Here is a 23,566-nt window from a genome sequence, read left to right as displayed (position 1 = left end):
TCGGCTGTTAGAACTCAATCTGTACGAGTGCCCACACAGATGATTGCTTTATATTGTTAAAGAACGTTGCGGTTAAAGTTAAACTTTATCTCACTAGGGCTGCGCATATTACGCTTTCCTATTTTCTTGTCAACACTTAATTTTAAACTTTATTAAAAATCTAAACTCAAGTTTTACTCGACTAACTGATTAACTCTTGCCTCGCTAAGCGTTGCTGTCTGCCGTCTCAGTGGGGTCGCATTATAGGGCGCGGCGAATTTTACGCAAGCGTTTTTTAAAGAAAACTTGAAATAAAGTGCTGTTCGGTTATGATTCATACCAAACACCACAAAATCTATACTTAATTTACGTTTTAATAACTCAATCACGCGACATAACATAAAAAAGCCCAGTGAAATTCACCGGGCTTTTTTTGCTAAATTCAATAAACAATTTAGGTTAAGCAATACCGTATTGCTCTCGGTAGGCTTTTACAGATGCTAGGTGCTCATTCATAGTACCTTTGCTTTCAAGATAACTAATAAGATCGGCCAGTTTTACTATCGAAACAACTTTAGTAGCAAAGTCACGTTCTACTTCTTGAATTGCAGAAAGCTCAGCTTTACCTTTTTCTTGACGATCAAGAGCTATTAGAACGCCACTTAAGTCCGCGCCGTTTTGTGCAATGATTTCCATAGACTCACGAATTGCTGTGCCAGCAGTGATCACGTCATCTACTAACATGATTTTGCCTTTTAGCTCAGAGCCGACTAATGTGCCGCCTTCACCGTGTGCTTTCTTCTCTTTACGGTTAAAGCAATAAGGCACATCTTTATTGTGATGATCTGCAAGTGCTACTGCGGTAGTTGTTGCAATTGGAATACCTTTATAAGCAGGACCGAATAAAACATCATATTCAATGCCTGCATCTTCAAGGGCGGCAGCATAAAAACGACCAAGACGTGCAAGGTCACGACCTGTATTAAACAAACCCGCATTAAAAAAGTAAGGGCTAGTACGGCCAGACTTTAAAGTAAACTCACCAAACTTTAACACCTGTTTTTCTAAGGCGAATTCAATAAACTCTATTTGATAATCTTTCATTACTATAAACCTATTACTTATTAAGCTAATGCTTGCTTCTGAACGTCAATGATTTCGCGGATTGAATGCTTCGCAAGAGTGAGTAATTCATCAAGCTCATCAAACGAGAAAGGTTCGCCCTCGGCTGTACCCTGCACTTCAATAATTTTACCTGTTTCGGTCAAAATTACGTTCATATCTGTTTCAGCGTCAGAATCTTCTAAATATTCTAAATCGCTAATAGCTTGGCCTTTATAAATACCTACCGAAATAGCTGCAATCATAAATTTAAGAGGATTTGAATTGATCATACCCTTGCTACGCATATGTGTTAACGCATCGACTAGAGCAACACAAGCACCACTGATTGATGCAGTACGAGTTCCGCCATCAGCTTGAATAACATCACAATCAATAGTAATGGTATTTTCGCCTAACGCTTTTAAATCAACTGCGGCACGAAGTGCGCGTGCAATTAAACGTTGAATTTCCATAGTACGACCGCTTTGCTTGCCACGCGCCGCTTCACGGCCATTTCGGGTATGGGTAGAGCGCGGTAACATACCGTACTCAGCTGTGATCCAGCCTTTACCTTGGCCTTTCATAAAACGCGGTACACCTGATTCAACAGTGGCTGTACAAAGTACTTTTGTGTTACCAAACTCAACCAACACAGAGCCTTCAGCATGCAAAGTGTAATTACGTGTAAATGTAACCGGTCTAATTTGGTTAGGTGTTCTTTCGCTTGGACGCATTCACGATCCCCTTAATTCAGAATTTCCCACATTATATGTATATATAGCTGTAGATGCCATGCTGATTTAAACAAAAGCAAATTGTAAAATTCGCAGCAACAAAAATTTCCGCTAGAGCTTAACCAGTGTTACGGTATAATCACTTTTAATATTGTTTAATAAAACTAGGAAACCATCCATGATCCACAGTATGACTGCTTACGCGCGTCGCGAAATAAAAGGCGATTGGGGCACTGGCACGTGGGAAGTTCGTTCAGTTAACCAACGCTACCTTGAAACCTTTATTCGCGCACCTGAGCAATTTCGTGGCATGGAGCCGGTGATCCGTGAGCGCCTACGTAAACATTTACAACGCGGCAAGGTTGAAGTGTTCTTAAAGTTTGTGGCAAACCCAGCCCATGTTGGTGAACTTTCAATTAATGAGGCGTTGGCTGCACAACTGATCAATAGCGCCAAATGGGTGCAACAACAAAGTAATGGCGATATTAATCCTGTCGACATCTTACGTTGGCCTGGTGTTATGGAAGCTGAAGAGCTAGATATGGATAGCGTTAACACCGCACTCATTGCTGGTTTTGATCAAGTGATTGAAGATTTTAAATCTGCACGTGGTGATGAAGGCGCTAATCTTGAAGAGATGATAGCCACTCGCCTTGATGCTATTTTAGAGCAAGTAGCGATTGTTGAAACTCACATGCCAGAAATTGCCAAATGGCAGCGTGAAAAATTAGCACAAAAATTAGAAGATTTAACTGCAAATATTGACGAAGCTCGCCTTGAGCAAGAGCTCATCTACCTTGCACAAAAACAAGACGTAGCTGAAGAACTAGACCGTTTAAAATCTCATGTCAAAGAAACTAAAAAAATCCTTAAAAAAGGTGGCGCTTGTGGTCGTCGTTTAGATTTTATGATGCAAGAGTTTAACCGCGAAGCCAACACCCTCGCCTCTAAATCAATCAATAGCGACATCACCAATGCTGCGGTTGAGCTTAAAGTATTGATAGAGCAAATGCGTGAGCAGATCCAGAATATAGAATAACAAAATTAAAAAAGGCCGTAATTTAAACTCATTACGGCCTTTTTTAATCTGTTGTTATTTATGCGCACTACAGCGAGTTTAAAGATGCTTTTAGAGTCTCAAATTTAATTGGTTTGGTCAGTACTTTATTTATGCCGACTTTAAAGCACGATGCTTTATCGTCGGTTGCGGCATTGGCGGTGAGTGCGTAAATAGGAATATCGCTTAATAATTCATTACGTATGTATTGTGTAGCAGTTAACCCATCCATCGTTGGCATCATAATATCCATTAAAATTAAATCAAACTTTTTGAGCTTCATAAATTCAATCGCTTCGGCGCCATCATTAGCTATTGTCACTTTATGATTTAATTTTTGTAAGAACGCTTTAATTAATACCTGATTGGTTTTGTTGTCTTCAGCAACGAGGATCGATAAAACAGGATGCTCTGCAGATAGTTCAGGCTTCATTTCACTAATAGGTGCTTCTGCAAATGGAATTAAAATAGTAAAAGTACTGCCAAGCCCAAGTTGCGTATCAACAGTAATTGAGCCCCCCATTAACTCAATTAGGTTTTTTGAAATACTTAACCCAAGACCAACTCCTTCATTCTTTCTGTTAATGCCATCGTTAACTTGCCTGAAAGGCTGAAATATAAAAACCAAATCTTTTTTTGCGATACCAACACCAGAGTCTTGGACAGTAAAGTTAAGCTTTCCATCAACAATACTTACGCATAGTAAAATACGTCCAGAGCGCGTAAATTTGAATGCATTTCCAATAATATTAAAGAGTATTTGCCCTAATCTAAACTCATCTCCCATTATTAAGGTAGGTATGTCGTCACTTATTGATACTGAGAAGATAATATCGTCACTGTCTTCTATTATGTGTAACTGCCCTACTATATTTTCTATTAATAATTTTACATTAAGAGGTTTGTTAACCAATAAAATTGTTCCTGATTCGATTTTTGAAAAATCAAGCACATCAGTGATTAGGCCATATAGAATATCAGCGCTTGAATTAGCATAGTCCAGCCACTGTCGTTGTTCTTTAGTGAGCTCAGTATCCAGTAATAACTCTATCATCCCCATAATCGCATTCATTGGAGTACGGATCTCGTGTGACATGATCGTTAAAAACTTTGACTTGGTTTGACTGGCCTCTTCAGCTTTTAATTTTTCACTTTCAAGTGCGGCCTCTCGCTCTTTTGAAAAAGTAATATCTTTGGCAATCCCTAAATAACCAATAAAATTTCCCTGATCGTCAAACTGCGATTTGCCATTAAGAGATACCCAAAGGGGCTTAACTGCATAAACTTCAAATTCAAAACCACTAAAATCGTCATACTCTGCAAGTAAAGCTGAGAATTGCTGCCATTTCAGTGTGTTTTTTCGCTCATTAATAGTGAGTAAATTATCAATTTTTTTATTAATAAAAAGTTGAGCGTAAGTGTTATTTTCGCTTTCAATATTATTAACGCTAATAAACGTCATATTAAGATCTGTGCGCCAAAACCACTCACTAGCAAGCTCTTTAAATAAACTAGAGAGTTGAGAAAATTTATCAAGCAGTAAAATAGATTGGTGAGTTTGAGCGTGTAACTTCATTAAGTTCAAAAAAGCATAGAACGCCTGTTGAAAAAACAGCTTTATAAGATCTGAACCTACAACGTCACTGACCCCATTTATGTCTACATTAGTAAAAATAAATATGCCTTGCTCATTGGAGGTGCTAACACTTATCAATAAAGACGCTTTAAGTGCAGTTTTGGCATTGCCCTCTAAAAAATTAAATTCGAGATCTTCTGACGGATTGTTACAAAATGCATAGCTATTTTTTAATACCTGTAAAAACAATCTGCAATGCGGCCATTTCTGATCATAAAAATCAATATTGCTAGTGCCTATAGTTTGATAATGCTTATCAATTTTTTGTAGGATTATACAATCTTGATAATGAAGCAACGGCTGCAAAAAAGCGGAGATAGTCGCTAAAATATCAATTTCATCATTACATTGAGATAATGACTCTAACTGACTTTGTAATTCACTAACAGTAATTAAATCACTATTTTGCATACCGGTTTCCCCACTTAAAATGCATCGCGTTTTGCAAAAAAAACTTAAGCCGATGACATGACTATTTAATATAGAACAAAATTCAATATAAATCATTGAGTTATTTTTTTTGCTAGAGTGGAATGATTTCTGCTTAATTAATGTAAATAACAAACACCAAGGCAAAACGATGAAAATAGTTTGCATAGGCGGTGAGCACGGATTGGCACAAGTTTTAAGCGCAATAAAACCTTTGTGTAATAACTTAACAGCAATCGTTGCAACCACCGATAATGGCGGCAGGACGGGTAGGATTAGAGAAGCACAAAATTGCATCGCCCTTGGTGATATTCGCCGTTGCTGTGTTCAACTAGCGGGTGAAGGTTCAATTGCTCATTCTGTGTATGAACACAGATTTACGAGCGGCGATATTGAAGGTCACAGCTTAGGTAATTTAACTCTTTTAGGTTTGACTCAAGTTATGGCCTCTCCTACTCAGGCTATTGCATGCTTTAATAAACTACTTGGTAATTGTGAAACCGTTTTACCCATGTCTGATATACCAACAGACTTAGTCGCTGAGCTTGATAACGGTGAAAAAGTGTTTGGTGAGTGTGCGATAGATGCCTTAAATTTACTACCTGAGAAAGTATATTTATCTAAAAAAGTACCTGCATCACCAGGCGCTGTTGAAGCTATTTTAAATGCTGACTTAGTGATTATTGGCCCTGGCAGTATCATAACCAGTATTATGCCCGCTTTTTTAATCGACGATATTGCACTCGCTATTCAAAAAACCTCTGCGTGTCGTGTATTTATTGAAAATACAGCGCAAGAGAACAGTGTAATGCAATACACTCATAGTGCAGGTATTGATTGGTTACAAAAAAAGCTCGGCGCTAAAATATACGATTTAAGTATTTCTCCTCCAGCGATTATGGAAATTTTGCAACACGGGAATAAATGCAATAAAACGGGTAAACATTTACATAATATCGATGAGTTAAATAATGTATTTTCAGAATTATTAAAAAGCTCTTTTAATGCAGAAAAACACGCTTAAGCGTTATTAACTAATTGATTAATTTGTTGAAAAGTTTTTTTACTTTGCGAGTCAGCTAATTTTAACAAAGTCCTAACCTCTGGGTTTAAGCCATTGGTCTTAACTTTTTGCTCAATCAGCTGACATGTTTGTGCTAGATGTATTGCACCAAAGCTATAGCTACTGCTTTTTAAGCTATGTGCATGAAGCTCTATATCATTAGTGTTGGTTGAGTTAAGCATTTGTTCTACTAATTTTTTAGACTCGTCAACAAACACTTTGAGTAACTCAATAGCCATGCTGTCGCCAACATCATATTTTAGCTGTTCTATTACAGATATATCTATCATATTTTTCTTTTGAGGTTCGTTATGAATTGCCAGATTATTTTGTTTGTTGACTCTTCCATGATCGGTGGTATTGAAACCCACATCGTGGAACTACACAAACTACTCAGTAAAAATAACGTTTCTTGCTCTGTTTTATTTTATAAAAATCATGGCAATAATGATTTTTATACGTTACTTGATAAGCAAAGCATACGCTATGATTTTCTGCAAGGCACACCTTCGAGTTTAATTAAGCAATTGCGCCGCTACGATGACAATACAGTTATTCATACCCATGGTTATAAAGCGGGTATTTTAGGCCGTTTAGCCTGTAAACTTACTCATAAACATTGTATAAGCACTTACCACGCAGGTGATGCTGGGACAGGTAAAATGTGGCTATATAACAAACTAGACCTGTGGCTTTCATGTTTATCAACCAACTTTGCAGTCTCAGAGCAAATCAGCAAAACAATTAAGAATGCCACATTACTAGAAAACTTTATTGATATCAAAGAACCACCTACGGTTAACTTTTCCTCATCCCCTCTTAGAATTGGATTTGTTGGCCGGTTATCGTATGAAAAAGCTCCTGATATTTTTTATACCTTAGCCGAAAGTATGCAAAACAGTGACAATGTGATGTTTCACCTTTTTGGCGACGGTCCGATGCGCAATACCATCCCGCAACTGGAAAACTTACACTATCATGGTTTAACCAATCGCGACGATATTTGGCATCAAATCGATGTGTTGCTTATCTGCTCAAGAGAGGAAGGTTTACCCATGACATTACTTGAGAGCATGGCGCACCATAAAATCGTAATTAGCAGTCCTGTTGGCGCCATCCCAAGTATCATAAAAAATAATACGAATGGCTTACTAATGAAAACAGGTGATGCACAAGAGTGTCAAAATTGTATTAACGCACTTTTAATACAGTCTCCTGATCAAAAAAGCGCTATGGCACAAGCCGCTTACGTCATGCTTAAAGAAAGGTTTTCTGGTAAAAACCAATTTTTGTTATTACAAAATGCGTACACCGCAAAATCACGCTTACGCTTATAAGTTTTCTTCCCAGCTTTTAATTTTTCTATAAAGGGTAGAAGGGCTAACTTCAAGTAATGCTGCTGCTTTGGGAATATTTGTTGAACATATTTTTATAACACGTTCTATATAGTCTTTTTCTGCTAACCAAAGTGCTTTTATATCACTTTCAATTTGCGGTAACTCTTCAAATTCTTGTATTTTAGTATGAGTAAAGCTTTCGTTTGGCTTGTAATTTGGTATTTCTTTCTGAGAGCTTTGTGGCAAGCTGGGCAACATATTTACATCAATCCACTCTTGGGCATTGAGCACTAAAATATTGCGGATCACATTTTCTAACTGCCTCACGTTACCAGGCCAATCATATTGAGCCAGTAAGCGCTTTACATCCTCTGTAATACCTTTGTACGGATGTTGCTCTTCGCGAGCTATTTTGATAAACAAAGCTTCTGCTATCTCAATAATGTCTGTACTGCGTTCCCTTAATGGTGGCAACTCAATAGGGATCACATGCAATCTATAATATAAGTCTTCTCGAAACCGTCCGGCTTCGACCTCAACAAGTGGATCTCTGTTGGTTGCACACACAAATCGCACATCAACTTTAACAACTTTTTCACTGCCTACTTGCTGATAAGTGCCGGTTTGAATAAAACGCAACAGCTTACTTTGTAAGTTGACGTCCATTTCGCATAGCTCATCTAAAAATAAGGTACCGCCATCAGCTTGACCCGCAGCCCCGAGACGATTCGCAATAGCTCCTGTAAATGCGCCCTTTAAGTGACCAAAAATTTCACTTTCAATTAAATCTTTAGGGATCGCAGCACAATTTAACGCAACAAAAGGCTTATCAGCGCGATTCGATGCTTGATGTACCGCTCTTGCACAGAGCTCTTTTCCTGTGCCACTTTCACCGGTAATGAACACCGTAGCTTTACTTACCGATGCCGAGCTAATTATTTGATAGACAGATTGCATCTGCTTTGAACTACCAATCAAATCAAAATATCGACCATTTTCGTAGGTATTTTTATATTTCGTGACGGTTTGTTTTAGGTCTTTTATTTTTAGCGCATTGTTTATTGTAATACGAAAGCGCTCTGCCTCAACGGGCTTTTCTAAAAAGTCACTGGCACCGAGCTTGATCGCTTGAATGGCCATTTCTTTTGTCGCATGACCAGTTAAAACAACAACCTGAGGAAAATTATCAGGAGCTAACTTGGCTAAAATATCTAAACCATTCATGTCTGGTAACATGACATCTAATACGATTAGATCAGGCTTTATTTTATCAATAATCGCTAAAGCACTTGCACCATCATTTGCCACCAGAGTATTAACACCTGTAGGAACTAGATAAGATTGATACAACATAGCGAGCGACTGGGTGTCTTCTACAATGAGTATTGTTGGTGGCATAATCCCTTTCCTTTTAGCAGCCCGCTAAGAATTATTTAGATAAAAAATATTAACTTATGAATGTTAAGTTAACTATAGTTACCTCATTAAATCAAATTCAATTAATTATTATTAGTGATGCATCATCAATTTCTTTGGAGAGTGTCACTTGCGAGTTTTTCCATAATGAGTGGGCAAAGTCCTCAGCAGAGTTGCTCTGTGTTGGGATTATTGTTTTTAACTCAGCCATTTCATCTTTGTCAGTAAAGCGATTATCGGTCCAACCATCCGTATAAAGTAAAATATGTTCAATATTTTCTAATTCAGCTTCATAAAGGGTGTATTGATGATCATTAGAAAGGCCTAACAATGGACCGGTTCCCTTTAATTGAGATATTTTTCCATCTTTATCAATAATAACTGGCGGTGGATGTCCGGCATTAAGCCAATACAATTTATTATTTTCTAAAAAACAAATTACCAGTGTAACTAAACTCGATTTGCATAGTTGCTGCTTATAAAGCGCATTATTAAGCGCCACCAGCATGTCTTGATATGCCAATCCAGTTGCTAAAAAGCCACTGATAAAGCCTTTAATCGCAAAGCTTTCTTTAAGTGCTTGCAAGCCGTGCCCCATCATATCACCGAGGATAAAAGCAGTCCCTTCATCATTAATCGGCATAAAAAAGTCACCACCGTTACCGACCGCAATTGAACCAAATATATGCGCTGTTTTATTATTTGCTAATAACACTTTTGATGGTGTTAAGCCAAATGTGCTCTGATACGATAAGTAAGCGAACCGGTGCGTTACCCTTTCAATACTTTGCAAAAGCTTATTTTTTTTCACTGGTTTAATTAAGTAATCATCGACTCCTAAGCGATTAATTTTACTGATCACTTCTTCGCTGTCATCACCGGTTAACATCACTACCGATAATTGTGATTTGAGATTAGATTTATTTAGTTTTTCTAATAATGGCTCACAAGTGCCTTTTTTTAGTTGGTGATCAAGTAATAAAATACTGGCATCAGAGGTTAAAATAGCCTGCCAACCCGCCTCAATATTTTCGCAGGTGATCACTTGAAACTTGTCTTGAAGATAGGTGCTCATTAATGCAAGCTGGACAACATCATCATCAACATAAATAATACTTGGCCTTTTATCTATGTTAATCAAAGGAAAGGAAAAATAATTTTTAGAGGCTATTGTTTCATACGTTGCATCTGCAAAGTAATGACGAATTAACTCAACCCCCATTCCACCTTCAACTAATTCATGCGATTCGATTGTCCAAGATGAGTCATTTTTTTTGAATAAATTATAAGGCTTCAATTCATCTACAAACGTTAAATGATATGTGTCAGTATTCGTTTGGCTGATGCGCAACATAATAACGTGCTCATCCCCCTGATTATGCCTAATCAAATTAGTGAGGTACTCCGTTGCAACTAAACCGGCAGCATCCGCTTCATCCCGTTTTACTGATAATGCACCCAACACATGTTTTAACACTTGGCGTATCTCGGTTAACGTTGGCCATAACAATTCAAAGCGTCGTTCAAATAATATATCCATAAAGACCTCAATAATGCTTAAACAGCCACTTTTGCCTGTTGATTTTGTTTGTTAAAAACGTACAGACTCTTGGGCATTGAGGTCTATATCTTTGTAAAAGTAATAGCATTCGTTCACCCAAAGGTGCAAAACTATATTGGCTCACTAATAATTTAATATTGCTATGGCCAGCTTGTTTAAGCTCTGCAACGCCGTTACACAAAGACTCTTCATCATTAACACCTAAACCAACTGTTACTAAAGTCAGTTCGCTACATAAACTTAAAGAATGTAGCGGAATATTATTGCGATTGAGCTTTAACGCAGGAGACATATCAAGTAACACATAATCATATTCTTGTTTTAAACGGATCACAGCCTCATTGAGTACATGTTTATTTTTAGCCGAATCAATGGACTCTAAATTATGTATGCTCAAAATATCTATCCCCTGATAAGGTAATACACTTAACTGGCAAGAAATATCATCAAATCGCCATAGCTTAGTTAAGCTAGATAACTGCTTATCTAAGCGAAACGAACTAATGGGGTTAAGATCAATCACCAATACTGACTTATGTTGACTAACTAATCGCTGGGCAACACTGCTACACGCCGTTGATGAACCTTCGCCACCATACAACGAAATAAATGTAACGCATCGTGCATCACTATCAACGAGGGTATTACAAATCGTTTCAAGCTCATGATACTGCTCTGGAATTAACTTCATAAACTCACCACTAAAGCAATTATTGTTATAAAATCTAAGAAATTATCTTTAAATTGACTTAATAGATCTTGCCCCTTATCTGGTACATATAAAGTATCGCCAGCCCTTAATACCGGAATATTTGCCGAGTTTGGTGATTTTATAAATGCTTCAAGATTGAATACTCGAGACTGCTCTTTACAACAAGAATGATTAACCACAACAATTTTATCAATGAGTGCGGAACTTGATGGCCCACCCGCTTCAGCTAATACATCTAAAATAGACATAGTGTCATCAAAGTTATAGCGACCCGGCTTTTGCACTGCCCCCATAATACGAACCACTCTCTCTTTAGGTGTACGTAACCAGTCTTTATCTTTTTCAGGAATAAAAATAGTGTCTCCGGGCAACACATGTGGAAAGAGAGTTTCATCTCCGGTTTCAAAATACAGAGCTAAATCAAGCTTGCTAACCTTGGCACTATTACCATTACGGTGCGTTACTCTTATGTTGCGAATATCAGCATTGCCATTAGGGCCATCTGCAGCGGCTAAAATATCAATAAAATGCATATTATCATTAAACGCGTAGCGCCCAGGAGAGCCCACTTGACCCATAATATAAATAGACTTACTCGACGCTTGGCGTATCCATTGTGATTTATTATCGCCAGGGTCAACTGGCAACTCCTCTACAATCACTGTATCGCCTGCGATCAAATTTGGTAGCGCTGTTTTTCCATCAGTAATAGTGTACTTTTCGAGGTCGAAACGCTGAGTGACATCACCATTACGTAATATTTTAATATCATTAATATTGGCCCCTTTGGTTGGCCCGCCCGCATGAGCTAATAAATCGGTAAAATCCATTTCATCACTCCATTCATAACGTCCGGGAGATTGAATGGCACCAATAATTTTAATCGCACGTTTAGTCGGAATTTTTAACCAGCTTTTTTCGTTTACATCTGTTTTTTCGGGCACGAAAATAACATCACCAGGATTTAAATCAGGTACTTTTGTCGTAATGCTACCTTCACTGTAACCTTGTAAATCAAATAAAATACTTTCACCTTGCGGGGTTAATATTTTTATCTGTCGCGTTTCTGCAAAGCGTGTTGGCCCCCCTGCATTAGCTAAAATATCTAGAAAATTGGTACTATCTGCAGCCTCGTAAGCTCCAGGCTTTTGCACTTCCCCCATGATATAAACAGTCCGAGAAGTGGTGTTTACATCATCGACCATTATTGGCACATATATGGTTGAACCAGCTTTGAGAAGCGGCATATTCTTATCAGTGGGTTTATCTAAATATGCTTTTAAATCAAATATCACTGGGGACTTATCGACAATGACTCTAATTTTAGTCACATCAGCATAGCGTGTTACTCCCTCGGCACGCATTAATGCATCTAAGATGGTCATATTTTCTTTAAACGAAAAGCTACCAGGATTATGTACTTCGCCCAAAATTGTAATAGCGCTATTGTCACTGGCATCTCCCGTTGCGCTAAGTGTTTGTGCATCAAAGTCTATTTGTACATTACCAAGTAAAGGAGATACCGGTACAAACACCGTATCTTCACTTTTAAGGGTTGGAAGTAAGCTAATATTACCTGTATCTAAATAGGCTTTGTAATTAAACTCAATCACCTCATCGCCTCGTCTTATTTGCAAACGATCGAGCTGAGCGCCAGGCTTTAAACCATTCGCTTTAGCTATTACCATTTGAATATTACCATCATCAGGAATACTGACTTGGGAAGGCGTAATGACATAACCCATCACATTAATAAATATATCTCGGCTGCGGATCTCCACATAAAAGTCATCTATCGCAACAAACAACTCAGCCAAAACCGGTTTTAACTCAAGTTCGATTTGCGCCACTGTTTTATTGGCAACATTAAATTGCCCTACTTCAGGTATGTTGATCTGGCCTTTTTTATCTACTTCAAACGTGCCATCAAATTCAACCTCGCCAGGCACATATAAAAAGAGTTTATTACCCGCTTGCACAATTGAGTTATCCGCTTCATTTGCCGCAAAGCTGTTGGTCGCTAAAAAAAACAAAACAAATATTGTGAAAAAATATTTCATTATTTTACTCCTTTTTGCTTTGTATTATTTTAGTCCAGTTCATCAGCGCTTTAGCTTTATTGCTTTCTAAGCCTTGCGTGTTTGCGTCTAGAATTATTGCTTCAACTCTTCGGTCTGAATGACGTGTACTCTCAGTTTCTGCGGCATCACTGTAAGACTGCAAACTTCCTTGCGTTAGGGTTGTAATATTTTGCTGTGGCACGCCATAAACGCCAAGCCAATGCTTCACCGTATCGGCACGCTTAAGTGCCAACTCATAATTACTCCCTGAATCTCCAACCGCGTCAGTGTGACCCACAAGTAAAATATTAATACTGCCTAGTTGCTTCGCTAAATCTGCAGCTTGAGCAACTCGTACGGCATATTTAGGGGTTATTTCAAACGCATTAAATGCAAATTGATTATCGCTATTCAATAGCTGTGCAATTTGTTTTTTGATACTAAATGACGCAGGTTGCTCATTAGTCGTAGAGGCACAATCCGTAACTTTTCTAACCGTATCAAAGTGATTCGTTAACTGATTAAGCCCATGATAATGAATCAGTAAATCATGCTCAGCATCTTCCCACATTTGCCCAGCGATTAATCTACGAATACGATTTTCATAAATTTGTGCTTTTAATAGTTGCGCAGGCATACAAGCTTTAATATCTTGCGATTTTAATAACTCAAGTTTAAGTACAAGGTGTTCAAATTCACTCTTAACAACGTCCTCGGGCTGAGTGAAGTTTTCATCGTACTGCTCATCGGCTAATGGATAGTTTTGATACTTTTCAGCTAAGCCACCTTGGCCGTCATCAGGCCAAGAAGCACAGCCGCCTAAAAACATTATAATAACAATTACTATGCGTGCCTTCATTGTACTCTCCCTGATACCTTTTATATTGAGTCAATAAATGGAATGGTTTTATCGACTCTTAATAAGTTCATTAGCTTAAACGGCTGCCCCGTTACATTAAGTAAAGATAGCTTATTACTTTGTTTTTCAATTCTTTTGTATAGAAAAACAATAGCACCTATTCCTGAAGAGTCGATAAATTCGGTCTTAGTAAAATCGAGAATCACGAAGTGTGTGCCTTGCTCGACTAGCTGTTCAAACTGATCTTTTAACTCATCGACAGCAAAGCCGGAGAAATCATTAGGAAGTACGACAACTGTTTGTTCTACTTTATTGGCTAAATTTTTCATCTGAATCACCTATTAAAATATAAATACAAATAGACTATTACAAGAAGAATGCCAGAATTAACAAACTGATATTTAAGGGTTTTAAATTATTTGATACTATTTTTTAGAGGAGGGATGCATAATGCAATTGCTTTTTGAGTGCACAATTGCATTATGCGAAACAACGTTACTGACCTTTACCAGTGAATATAACAGCCAACGTTTTAAAGAAAATAGTAAACTCCATATAACACCAACTGCGTGCAGATGAAGTACTTAGCATATAGGCGTAATCCCAGCCTATTTTGTTGCGCGCATCGTCAATGCTCTCATCGTAACCATTCATTACCTGCGCGAGTCCCGATATACCGGGCTTGATCCCATAAGTACGCTGACAAAAGTACGGGATGTCTTTCTCAAGCTTTGAATAAAACACTGGTCGCTCAGGCCGTGGGCCAATAAGAGACATTTCACCGATCAATACATTCCAAAGTTGTGGTAATTCGTCCAAGCGTGTTTTGCGAATAAATCGTCCAACTGCAGTTATACGAGGATCATCTTTACTTGCCCACACCGCGCCATTTTTTGCTTCTGCATCAACAACCATAGAGCGAAATTTTAAAACATTGAATAAAGCGACAAAATCATCATCACTTTGTCCCACTCTCAGCTGTTTAAATAACACAGGGCCCTTTGAAGTCAGTTTAATCACTAATGCAACAGCTAACATAACTGGTGAAAGTAATATTAATCCAACCGCAGAGCCAACTACATCAATAGTGCGCTTAATGGTTTTGATGAATATTTTGTTTGATTCTTGGGTTTGATGAACGCGCTGCCAATGCTGGTTATAATCACCACGCTCAAACTTAACAATCCCCCACAGAGCCATAAAATAAGCGCTGATAATATAATTTACACTATCCACAATTGGTAACTTAGCCCTGATATTAAAAGCTTTTTTTGCTACTCCTAAGCCATGAGTACAGACTATCGCAACACATACCACTTTAGGTATTAACAAGCTTGAAGATAGTGCAAGTGAAAAAAGTAACGCGTAAATCAGCAGCAGAATAATTGGCATGACCCCACGCAATACTTTATGTGAAAAATAGTTAAAACTTACCCAGCCTAATTTCGGATTTAATAATTCAAACAACATTTTTATTTGCTGCCAGTTACCCGCACCTAATCTTACTCTTCTGGCATAATCATGACTTTGTTCATCACATTCACGCTCAACGATATTTATTTCACTGTTTACAACGGCTTTCCCACCTTGGTTTAACGCTTTCATAGAGATAATAAAATCGTCATTTATGGTGTTTTCATCTAATAAAGCCGCATGAGCTGAGCGTATCGCAAACATAGCACCTGGCACGCCAATAACAGCCCCTAAAGACGACTCCATACTCTTCACTTTGTTTTGATATTGCCAGTACTGTTGCTGCTCAGCAGTGGCTAAATCATCTAAAATATATACGCCGGTGATAACATTAATATTAGGATCTTTAAAATCGGCATCAATTTTATTGAGCACATCAATACTCAGTAGCGCACTAACATCGGTAAAGAGTAAAACATCATAATTTGGCTTACTCAGCTTTATCAGTTCATTGATGCCAAATGATTTGCCTTTATTCACTTTACTAAAATGCAAATGACAAACTACATTTTGCTTTGCAAGATGCGACTGCGCTAGCATCGCTTCGTCATAAGTTTTATCGGTGCAGCCATCAAGATAAACATGAATGGTGTATAGCTCAGTGCTATATAACATTGAGCCTAAGTTATAAAGCTTCTCTGCTATGTGTTCTTGTTCGTTATAAGCACACATTAAAATACCAAAGTGAGTACTGGGTTGAGTATTTTCAGTCATCTCAATCGGTTTACTGTTACTAAATAGCTTTAATAACAGTAAGTAACCAACATGATGATATAAAGCCAGTGTAATTAAAACAGCCAATGTGATCAGTAGAAAAGTCATTGCATTCCCCTTATGAAGCTAAGCCATTATAGAAGTGGTCATACGCTTCACTCATTTTGTTTGCATCTGCAATTGAGAGAATATGCTCTCGAATACACAGCCCATATTTCATGTCTAATGCTTTCAATAGCGCAATTTTTAGGCCAAAAGAGTCATTTGGCTTGACTAATATGCCTTGCTCTTCTGTAACGACCTCGCTGATACCGCCAACATCAGTCGCCACAATTACTTTGCCACACGCCATTGACTCTAAAATTGATAAGGGCAGTCCTTCTCTTTGTGAATAAAGACACATAACGTTAATAGCTGAGTAAAATAGCTGCATATGCTGTACATTTCCTAAAAAATGCACTCGTTCTACCATCCCAAGCGATACTGCCGCACTGAGTAACGAAAAGCGTAAGCTACCATTACCAGCAAACACTAATTCGATGTCTTTAGGCAGCAAAGGCAGTAGTTTAATGAGATCCAAATGCCCTTTCCCCGGCTCTAATCGTGCAGAGCAACCAATTAACTTTTTATCAGCAGGAAGATCAAGTTTGAGCCGTGCGGTTGCTTCATTGATGTGATTAAACTGCTGTAAGTCGATACCGTTCAGAATGGTTTTATCTGCCGTGATCGCTGTTTCATTATAAAATTCATTCGCGACCACTTGTGCATCTGCAACCCAGTGAATTTTAGTTAACTTATTAAGTGTTTTGGTAATTAAACGCTGTTTAAAGCTCTTTAAATACCAAGCATCATGAATAGTTGAGACATGCTTTACCTGAGTATTTGTAAGACAAGCTAGACTCGCGTACAACATGGGACCAATGTGATGACTATGAATCACTTTAATCTCGTGTGTTTTAATTATTTCAGTGAGCTTTTTGATAATACTTAGATCAAACCTAGGCGCTTTATCTAAGCTAATCAGTTTTTGTTCAAATAAAGCTAAAGCAGGCCACTCACTAACTGCTTCTTGCTCATTGCCCTCTAGCGAAACAATAATACTGGTGCTTGCGAATTGGCTTTTTTGCATTAAGGTCACAGCCATTTTTTCAAGGCCACCTATTTTAAAGTGCTGAACTAAATGTAGGACGTTCATGCTAACTCCCCTTATTAATAAAGTGCATTGATGGGCTAGCAGGAACATGTAATGAACCTTTGCCAACAATAGGTAAAATAGTAACTACTTCCAAAGCAGATAGTTTTTCAATGGTTTGAATATCTTTTAAGTGACTATCAAATAATGTCGCTACAAATACACAGGTGGTGCTTGTAAATATGCCTAAAACAATCCCCAAAATAATCGCCACTACTAAAGAGGTATTGATTGGCTGGGTTGGGCTGTAAGCTCGTTCTATGGTTTTTACTTTGTCAGGCCCTTCATATTTAACTAATTTACCCGTTACTTTTGCCATTTCGTAACGTCCCAGCATATCTTTATAAAGTGATTGCTTAACGTCGTAATCCCGCTCTAGCTTTCTTAATTGTTTCTCTATATCGCTTGTAACTAATAATCTTTCACTCACCGTATTAACTTGCTGCTCCAACATGGCAAACTCTTGTTGATGTTGGAGCACAGTGTTTTTTGCTTCTTCTAATGCAAGTATCTGTGAAACAAGCACATTACTTTCATTGTCTTTGCCATCAGGAAGTGTATTGGCCATTTGCCAAAGTTGATCTATGTTTGTTGCATCTAGATTTTTGCCACTTTCTATTAAAGCCTGTTGGCGAGCTCGAATACTCAGCAGTTCACGTTTTTTCGACACGACTTTACTGTGCTTTTCGGTATAACGGGTTTTTAAAAAGCTCAACTGTGATTCGGCATTAATGATTTTTTCTTCTATGCGTCCTAAAATTGGGTTTGCTTGGCCCATTTTTGTTGTTAGCGCTTCAAGCTTGGCTTTTGCACCTGATAAGACGATAGACTTTTGTTGTTGATCACTCAGTAACTTATCGAACGTTTGTCTATTGCTATGTAAAACAGCAGGTAAAGTGTTGCTATTTTTAGCTTTAAAATTAGCTAGCGACTCTTCAGAAACCTCGAGTTCTTCTCGTAAACTGACTAACTGTTGATAAAAAAATTGCTCAGACGTATCAAGCGAGGCCTTGGTTGGTGCTAATAAACTCTCTATAAATTTCTCAACCACTTTTTCTAATACTGCTTTCATTTGAGTTTGGTCATGCCAAGTAAAGTTAACTCGCACCAATTCATCACCAACCAGTGATAAAGAAAGCGCTTGTGAGAGTTCTTGATGAATTTTTTCAATAGCAGCAGGGCTTGCATCTTTAGCAACTAAGTTTGTTTCTTTAGCAACAGCTATCAACACTTTTCGACTTATTACAAGCGTGCGTAATGCAGCCATACGATTTGATAAATCAAACGAAAAAGACAAGTCATCTAAATATGGGTTTAGTAATGCAGATTCTTCTATTAAGATTGTTGCATGGTTTGTGTACTGCTTTTGCGCAGTTGCAGCGAGTAAAATAACCACAACAGGTACGATGAACAGAGGCAAAACAAATAGTTTCGCCCTTGTATAAACTGCATACAAAGCTAAATAAAGTAACCTTTTTATTTGCTCTCTAACTAACATAATCCCTACCTATTAATTTGCATATTGCAATGCGAAATTTAACGGCTATTTGCATAATAAAAATTTACACTGTAAATAGCCTAGTTTAATAAGGTAGTTGCACAGGGCGCGCCAAGATTACATTTTAATGCTCAATGTGGAGGATTTAGTCGCAGCAGGTCTTCGTTAACAATAAGCGCCTTTGCCTGCCAGCTGTGCGCTTTTGCTAGATTCTTTTGTACGCTGTTTAATAATGTTAATTGTGGCTGAGTTAACGAAAGCGCCTCATCGACCTTGTTAATAAAATCATGACTAGAGTGAGCAATAAAAATATGCGGCGTATAATTACTAACTGCAGGAAAATCAGTTGCGACAATCGGTTTACCTGTCGCTAAATATTCTTTAAGTTTTAGCGGATCGCACGCTCTGATTTGCTCATTATTCACAAAAGGTAAAATCGACACATCCCAATGAGCAGAAAACGATACTAAACGGTCGTGGCTAACTGCGCCAATATGCGTAACATTTTTAAACTGCAATAGCTGTGTAACAGGAGTCACAATATCTCCGATAAGCACGAGTTGATAATGCGGCCTTGCAGCCACCAAGGCGGTTAATAACGCAATATCTAACCAAGCATTAATACTGCCGTAAAAGCCAATAATAGGTTCTTTTATAGTTTGTATTTCATCGGCTTTTTCAACGTCGCTTGTAAATAGCTCATAACTTACGCCGTGGGTCAGCATTTTTGTTTTTGTAGCGGGCATCTTTGCCAGCAATAACTCACTGATCACATAGATAAGATCTGCGCTATTAATAAGCTGCTGCTCAAAGGGGGCAACGAGTTTAGCATCAACCCCTGCCAACGCAGAAAAATCATCGCCGCAATAATAAATTAATTTATCAGTGGTTTTTTTATCAAATAAATAGTGTGCAGTTGGCACACTTAACCAATACATAATCGGCTCACTACAAGTTGAGGGTGCAAGGTAACGAGAAAAAACCCAGCGGTTAAAACATCGAATGAGTCTATTATCGTGCCAAGGTAATACAGGCAGCTTATAAATAGTCATATTGTTGGGTGTGGCTATTGCAGCAGTTTTAGACTGTCGAAATAACTGCTTTAACTTGCTGAGCATACGTTTAATATCATGAAATTTAGCGCTTGGTTTTCGCATACCAATGGAGTTTATCCAATGTACTTCATGCTGCTTAGCAAGCTCTGAAAATAAATGTTGAGTACTGCTTGGATGACTCGCCCAGTCTTCACCAAATACAATAAATTTCATACACTTACTCCTTAATTTTTTTAACTACTTTGGCAGGGTTTCCCGCAGCAATAGTAAAATCAGGAATATCTTTAGTAACCACACTTCCCGCACCAATTATCGCTCCCTCACCGATTGTGACACCGCCCAGTACAGTCACTCCAGTGCCCAGCCAAGCACCGCGTTTTATTATAATGTCACCAATTTGAGATTCATCATCGCTTTCAGAGTTAGCGCGGCGATCACAGTCAATTGGATGCCCAGGAAAACCGGCTAAAAAAACTCGTCCTGCCAGCCTGACATCGTCTTCAAGAATAATGGTGCGCCCTACAGAAAAAGCATTTTGCCAACCAATGTCAACATTATTGCCAATACTTAGTAGCGGCTCTCGCTCATTACTCACCCGCCCACATAAGGTGCTGATCCCTGAAATTCTCACATCGTCTTTGCATTCAATTTTTAACTTGCCAAGTATTTGCGGCATACCTGAATATAAATATAAGCGCTTTTTACTGCCCTTAATTTGGCTTTTAAATAAAGGTGTATAATAAAAAATCCGAACTAGCTCATGGCATAACTCTTTTATAAAATAATGCAAATAGTAAAGTGAAGCATGTAGCACAGGGATTACGATGATTTGCGGATTGCGAAGCGACTTTGCAAATTGAAACAACCATGTCGCTAATGGATTATTACTATTTTTTAGCCAAAGTTTAAGCTGTATCAACATATTGTTATTCCTTATTACTTTCTATAGTAAGCTTTTCTAGTGCAATAGTCAGAGCCAGAATAATATACAGTGGCCATGTAAAAGCTTGAGTTAAAAAAGTGCCCGCAACCATAAAGCCAATTAAACCGGCCTTTAATGCGTTAGCGTTCACCATCACTTCAGGATTAAAACTACGTTTATTAATACAATAAACCCGCGACAGACTTCGATAAATACTGGCTATCACGAGTAAAAAAATACAAAAGCCAACAAAGCCAGTTTCACCTAACACCTGAAACCATGTGCTATGTACTGCATGATTCTTGCCATCCCAATGAGGACTGTAAAAATAGTAATTTACAAAAAAATTATTAACTCCAACGCCAGTTAATGGATTAGACAACGCCATATTGATTGCAGCCTGCCAAGCATAGAGCCTACCCATAGCTGATTCATCGACACCTCCTTCTGCCGCACCACCACTTTGTCGGTCAGAAATACCAGCAAAAATCATCATGGCAAGCATAGCGACACCACCGCACATAGCCACTACGAAGGGATTTTTGACTTTTTGATATAAAAAGAAACTTAAAATAGCGGCTATTCCTAATAAACCACCACGACTTTGAGTGGCAATAACACCGGAAATAGCCAAGATCAAACCAACTCCGGCAAAAGTACGTCGATACTTATTACTATTTGTATCAAAAAGTTCAGCTGCTAAAAATGAAACAGGAAACATCAACACCAAAGATAAATCATTGGGATCACCTAATTGCGAGCGATATTCCCGTGAAATAGTCACTCTAGTTCCTTCAACTAACCCCACACCATTTATTTTGTTATTCAACGCCACTAAAGCGATAGTGACACCTGAGATCATAATACCCAGCCTAATGTAACTAAAATGCGAAAACCGCGTTAACCACCAGCTAATAGCAAATACCATAATAAATACTTTAACCAACACACCAGACCAATACTCAATAGCAACGCCTCTATTTGAAGCTGAAAATACGCATACCGTGAGCCAAGCGAACCAAATTACAAAAATAAGATGCGTAGAGCTCCAATGTGGTTTTAAAGTTTTAGATACAAATAAATGCCATGCAATAGCCAGTAAAGATGCTAAAGCAAGTAATTTAGGAATTTTAAGCGGCATTAGAAAAACAAACGCCTCGTGGATTCTAAAATAGCTAAACAAAATAAATAATATAATAAACACGGTGCTAATACGTATCGCCAAAAAACCCGCAAACGGTAATAGCAACAAGGCAAAAGCGGCTATGGGGCCAAATAGCGAATACAAACCTAAAATGAGCACAGTAATCACCAAGCCATTTATTAAATGGCAATGCGCTTTATACCAATTAACCATGTGCTTTCCTTGTTACATACTGATTCAGTATTGCCATTATTCTGTTTTGATACTTATTAAATAAAACGCCTATTAGGCAAACTAAAGCCGCGATTTGCCAAATTACATAATGAGTAATTTCACTTACGCTCAGGGCAAAAACACTAATAAAACAGAGCCAGCTAGGTACTAATCGCTGAATACTAAATGCCAGATTTTCGAGCTTTTGGCTAACAACAACAAACAACACTGTTTTAAGAGTTTGTGCAAATACTAAGCTGACCACTGCACCAAGCACTCCCCATTTAGGCACTAGAATACCCAATGCTATTAGTACGCAAGCTGCACTAACAGCATTAATAATAGTGACAAATAGTGCGTTAAAATGAATATAACAACCAATATTGAGTAGATCGCTGTGATGCCTAAGTACAACAATAAATATTAAACTGGGTAAAAGCCAAGAATTTAGTAAGTAACCTTGTGGTAAAACCAAGATAAATAAATGAGGCGCAACAATAAGCATTACTGCACACAACGCAATTGCGATTTCTAAACTTAGCTCACATAAAGAAACATAACGAGTGCGACAAGAAGTTAATTCATTAAAACGACGAGAAAACCACCACATTCTGATCGGTTCAAAGGTAAACGAAGTCATAACTGCAAATTGCATTGCCACATAATATTGGGCAAGCTTTTCTTTTCCGACACTGGCTGCAATAAACCAGTTTTCAGCGCCATTATTTGCATACACAAACAGCGATGAAGCAATAATACTTAATAAAAACAAACTATTTTTATAACTTATATTCCAAGGAACATAGTTAAAACTAATCGTAATTGTGCGGCCAATGACGCATAACGAAATCATCAGCACAATAAAGCTCGACACAGCACCCGACACCATAACCCCCGTTACTCCATAGCCAAGGTAAAGTAATATAATGGTGAGTAGCGTTTGCCCCACTCCTTGTAAAATAGCTAAAAAGCAGAACTGCTTAGCCATTTCGTAATATCTTAAAAAGCAAAACACAATGGATAGCACAGCTGAAAATGCTAAATTAACCGCTAATAACTGCAGATCAAGTTTATTAATGGAGATGGGTAATAACACACTAAATGAGCTGGTAAATAACACCATAATAACAACAAACAACGCACTCAAAACGCTACATAAAATAATCGCGTCTCTAAACAAAGCTTGTTTATAAACCGCATTTTTCATTTGTTGCTTGAACAATAATTCGGGTAACCCTAAACACAACAACAAAGACATAATAGCGGAAATAGAAACTAAAAAGTTTAGTTCACCAAATTGAGCTTGGCTTAAAAGACGAGTAGATATAGGCAACAAAGCAAAGCCAAGCCCCTTAAGTAACAAGGTTGATAGTCCAAAATAGGCGATTTGCTTTAATCCATTCATCTT

At 38.0% G+C, this 23,566-nt stretch carries 20 protein-coding genes; 3 read left to right on the top strand and 17 right to left on the bottom strand.

Going from position 1 to position 23,566, the window contains the following annotated elements:
* Positions 1-438: 438 nt before the first annotated feature.
* Entirely contained in the window at positions 439-1,083 is a 645-nt protein-coding gene (gene pyrE / locus H5154_RS09315; RefSeq protein WP_182718103.1) for an orotate phosphoribosyltransferase, read from the bottom strand.
* A gap of 20 nt (positions 1,084-1,103) precedes the next feature.
* Positions 1,104-1,817, bottom strand: coding sequence for a ribonuclease PH (rph, locus tag H5154_RS09310; protein WP_145237114.1), 714 nt, complete (start codon positions 1,815-1,817; stop codon positions 1,104-1,106).
* Between the two features lie 178 nt (positions 1,818-1,995).
* Here rph and H5154_RS09305 point away from each other — a divergent pair, with 178 nt between their 5' ends.
* Complete coding sequence (locus tag H5154_RS09305; RefSeq protein WP_145237110.1) at positions 1,996-2,856, top strand: YicC/YloC family endoribonuclease; 861 nt, start codon at positions 1,996-1,998, stop codon at positions 2,854-2,856.
* 67 nt (positions 2,857-2,923) lie between these two features.
* On the opposite strand, the gene H5154_RS09300 is transcribed toward H5154_RS09305, so the two are convergent.
* Positions 2,924-4,921 carry a response regulator gene (locus H5154_RS09300; RefSeq protein ID WP_182718102.1) on the bottom strand — a complete coding sequence of 666 codons (1,998 nt, stop codon included), beginning with the start codon at positions 4,919-4,921 and terminating at the stop codon, positions 2,924-2,926.
* Between the two features lie 169 nt (positions 4,922-5,090).
* Here H5154_RS09300 and yvcK point away from each other — a divergent pair, with 169 nt between their 5' ends.
* On the top strand, positions 5,091-5,963 hold the full coding sequence (gene yvcK, locus H5154_RS09295) for a uridine diphosphate-N-acetylglucosamine-binding protein YvcK (RefSeq protein WP_182718101.1): 873 nt from the start codon (positions 5,091-5,093) through the stop codon (positions 5,961-5,963).
* On the opposite strand, the gene H5154_RS09290 is transcribed toward yvcK, so the two are convergent.
* Positions 5,960-6,292, bottom strand: coding sequence for an Hpt domain-containing protein (locus H5154_RS09290; RefSeq protein ID WP_149980674.1), 333 nt, complete (start codon positions 6,290-6,292; stop codon positions 5,960-5,962). The two genes, yvcK and H5154_RS09290, sit on opposite strands and share 4 nt — an antisense overlap.
* Positions 6,293-6,313: 21 nt before the next feature.
* On the opposite strand from H5154_RS09290, the gene H5154_RS09285 reads away from it, so the two are divergent.
* Positions 6,314-7,339 (top strand): glycosyltransferase family 4 protein, encoded by a 1,026-nt coding sequence (locus tag H5154_RS09285; protein WP_182718100.1) that lies wholly within the window; start codon positions 6,314-6,316, stop codon positions 7,337-7,339.
* Here H5154_RS09285 and H5154_RS09280 read toward each other — a convergent pair.
* The 13 genes from H5154_RS09280 to H5154_RS09220 all read right to left on the bottom strand — a co-directional run bounded on the left by H5154_RS09280 (position 7,334) and on the right by H5154_RS09220 (position 23,563).
* Positions 7,334-8,737 (bottom strand): sigma-54 dependent transcriptional regulator, encoded by a 1,404-nt coding sequence (locus H5154_RS09280; RefSeq protein ID WP_182718099.1) that lies wholly within the window; start codon positions 8,735-8,737, stop codon positions 7,334-7,336. The genes H5154_RS09285 and H5154_RS09280 overlap by 6 nt on opposite strands.
* Positions 8,738-8,834: 97 nt before the next feature.
* Complete coding sequence (locus tag H5154_RS09275) at positions 8,835-10,295, bottom strand: SpoIIE family protein phosphatase (RefSeq protein ID WP_182718098.1); 1,461 nt, start codon at positions 10,293-10,295, stop codon at positions 8,835-8,837.
* A 7-nt stretch (positions 10,296-10,302) separates the two neighbouring features.
* Entirely contained in the window at positions 10,303-11,007 is a 705-nt protein-coding gene (locus H5154_RS09270) for an AAA family ATPase (protein ID WP_182718097.1), read from the bottom strand.
* Positions 11,004-13,088 (bottom strand): SLBB domain-containing protein, encoded by a 2,085-nt coding sequence (locus H5154_RS09265; RefSeq protein WP_182718096.1) that lies wholly within the window; start codon positions 13,086-13,088, stop codon positions 11,004-11,006. Before H5154_RS09265 ends, H5154_RS09270 begins: the two co-directional genes overlap by 4 nt.
* A gap of 4 nt (positions 13,089-13,092) precedes the next feature.
* Positions 13,093-13,947: an OmpA family protein gene (locus H5154_RS09260; RefSeq protein ID WP_182718095.1), complete on the bottom strand. Its 855-nt coding sequence runs from the start codon at positions 13,945-13,947 to the stop codon at positions 13,093-13,095.
* Between the two features lie 20 nt (positions 13,948-13,967).
* On the bottom strand, positions 13,968-14,276 hold the full coding sequence (locus tag H5154_RS09255; protein WP_149980667.1) for an STAS domain-containing protein: 309 nt from the start codon (positions 14,274-14,276) through the stop codon (positions 13,968-13,970).
* Positions 14,277-14,442: 166 nt separating this feature from the next.
* Positions 14,443-16,242 carry a sugar transferase gene (locus tag H5154_RS09250; protein WP_182718094.1) on the bottom strand — a complete coding sequence of 600 codons (1,800 nt, stop codon included), beginning with the start codon at positions 16,240-16,242 and terminating at the stop codon, positions 14,443-14,445.
* Between the two features lie 10 nt (positions 16,243-16,252).
* Complete coding sequence (locus tag H5154_RS09245; protein ID WP_182718093.1) at positions 16,253-17,329, bottom strand: glycosyltransferase; 1,077 nt, start codon at positions 17,327-17,329, stop codon at positions 16,253-16,255.
* A 1-nt stretch (position 17,330) separates the two neighbouring features.
* Positions 17,331-18,824, bottom strand: a complete 1,494-nt coding sequence (locus H5154_RS09240; RefSeq protein ID WP_182718092.1) for a GNVR domain-containing protein — start codon at positions 18,822-18,824, stop codon at positions 17,331-17,333.
* A 131-nt stretch (positions 18,825-18,955) separates the two neighbouring features.
* Positions 18,956-20,092, bottom strand: coding sequence for a glycosyltransferase (locus H5154_RS09235; RefSeq protein WP_182718091.1), 1,137 nt, complete (start codon positions 20,090-20,092; stop codon positions 18,956-18,958).
* A gap of 4 nt (positions 20,093-20,096) precedes the next feature.
* Positions 20,097-20,801: an acyltransferase gene (locus H5154_RS09230; protein ID WP_182718090.1), complete on the bottom strand. Its 705-nt coding sequence runs from the start codon at positions 20,799-20,801 to the stop codon at positions 20,097-20,099.
* A 4-nt stretch (positions 20,802-20,805) separates the two neighbouring features.
* Positions 20,806-22,158 (bottom strand): O-antigen ligase, encoded by a 1,353-nt coding sequence (locus H5154_RS09225; RefSeq protein WP_182718089.1) that lies wholly within the window; start codon positions 22,156-22,158, stop codon positions 20,806-20,808.
* Entirely contained in the window at positions 22,151-23,563 is a 1,413-nt protein-coding gene (locus tag H5154_RS09220) for a lipopolysaccharide biosynthesis protein (protein ID WP_182718088.1), read from the bottom strand. The genes H5154_RS09225 and H5154_RS09220 overlap by 8 nt, the downstream gene beginning before the upstream one ends.
* Positions 23,564-23,566 lie beyond the last annotated feature (3 nt).

Source organism: Pseudoalteromonas sp. SR44-5, assembly GCF_014163675.1.
In the GTDB taxonomy this organism is placed as follows: Bacteria; Pseudomonadota; Gammaproteobacteria; order Enterobacterales; family Alteromonadaceae; genus Pseudoalteromonas; species Pseudoalteromonas rhizosphaerae.
Note: the sequence above shows the minus strand (reverse complement) of the source record. Positions and strands in the feature narration are given on the sequence as shown.

What these genes read in the sequence shown, in the direction of transcription:
- pyrE (WP_182718103.1), bottom strand. Translation starts at nt 1,083, where the DNA reads ATGAAAGATTATCAAATAGAGTTTATTGAATTCGCCTTAGAAAAACAG.
- rph (WP_145237114.1), bottom strand. Translation starts at nt 1,817, where the DNA reads ATGCGTCCAAGCGAAAGAACACCTAACCAAATTAGACCGGTTACATTT.
- H5154_RS09305 (WP_145237110.1), top strand. Translation starts at nt 1,996, where the DNA reads ATGATCCACAGTATGACTGCTTACGCGCGTCGCGAAATAAAAGGCGAT.
- H5154_RS09300 (WP_182718102.1), bottom strand. Translation starts at nt 4,921, where the DNA reads ATGCAAAATAGTGATTTAATTACTGTTAGTGAATTACAAAGTCAGTTA.
- yvcK (WP_182718101.1), top strand. Translation starts at nt 5,091, where the DNA reads ATGAAAATAGTTTGCATAGGCGGTGAGCACGGATTGGCACAAGTTTTA.
- H5154_RS09290 (WP_149980674.1), bottom strand. Translation starts at nt 6,292, where the DNA reads ATGATAGATATATCTGTAATAGAACAGCTAAAATATGATGTTGGCGAC.
- H5154_RS09285 (WP_182718100.1), top strand. Translation starts at nt 6,314, where the DNA reads ATGAATTGCCAGATTATTTTGTTTGTTGACTCTTCCATGATCGGTGGT.
- H5154_RS09280 (WP_182718099.1), bottom strand. Translation starts at nt 8,737, where the DNA reads ATGCCACCAACAATACTCATTGTAGAAGACACCCAGTCGCTCGCTATG.
- H5154_RS09275 (WP_182718098.1), bottom strand. Translation starts at nt 10,295, where the DNA reads ATGGATATATTATTTGAACGACGCTTTGAATTGTTATGGCCAACGTTA.
- H5154_RS09270 (WP_182718097.1), bottom strand. Translation starts at nt 11,007, where the DNA reads ATGAAGTTAATTCCAGAGCAGTATCATGAGCTTGAAACGATTTGTAAT.
- H5154_RS09265 (WP_182718096.1), bottom strand. Translation starts at nt 13,088, where the DNA reads ATGAAATATTTTTTCACAATATTTGTTTTGTTTTTTTTAGCGACCAAC.
- H5154_RS09260 (WP_182718095.1), bottom strand. Translation starts at nt 13,947, where the DNA reads ATGAAGGCACGCATAGTAATTGTTATTATAATGTTTTTAGGCGGCTGT.
- H5154_RS09255 (WP_149980667.1), bottom strand. Translation starts at nt 14,276, where the DNA reads ATGAAAAATTTAGCCAATAAAGTAGAACAAACAGTTGTCGTACTTCCT.
- H5154_RS09250 (WP_182718094.1), bottom strand. Translation starts at nt 16,242, where the DNA reads ATGACTTTTCTACTGATCACATTGGCTGTTTTAATTACACTGGCTTTA.
- H5154_RS09245 (WP_182718093.1), bottom strand. Translation starts at nt 17,329, where the DNA reads ATGAACGTCCTACATTTAGTTCAGCACTTTAAAATAGGTGGCCTTGAA.
- H5154_RS09240 (WP_182718092.1), bottom strand. Translation starts at nt 18,824, where the DNA reads ATGTTAGTTAGAGAGCAAATAAAAAGGTTACTTTATTTAGCTTTGTAT.
- H5154_RS09235 (WP_182718091.1), bottom strand. Translation starts at nt 20,092, where the DNA reads ATGAAATTTATTGTATTTGGTGAAGACTGGGCGAGTCATCCAAGCAGT.
- H5154_RS09230 (WP_182718090.1), bottom strand. Translation starts at nt 20,801, where the DNA reads ATGTTGATACAGCTTAAACTTTGGCTAAAAAATAGTAATAATCCATTA.
- H5154_RS09225 (WP_182718089.1), bottom strand. Translation starts at nt 22,158, where the DNA reads ATGGTTAATTGGTATAAAGCGCATTGCCATTTAATAAATGGCTTGGTG.
- H5154_RS09220 (WP_182718088.1), bottom strand. Translation starts at nt 23,563, where the DNA reads ATGAATGGATTAAAGCAAATCGCCTATTTTGGACTATCAACCTTGTTA.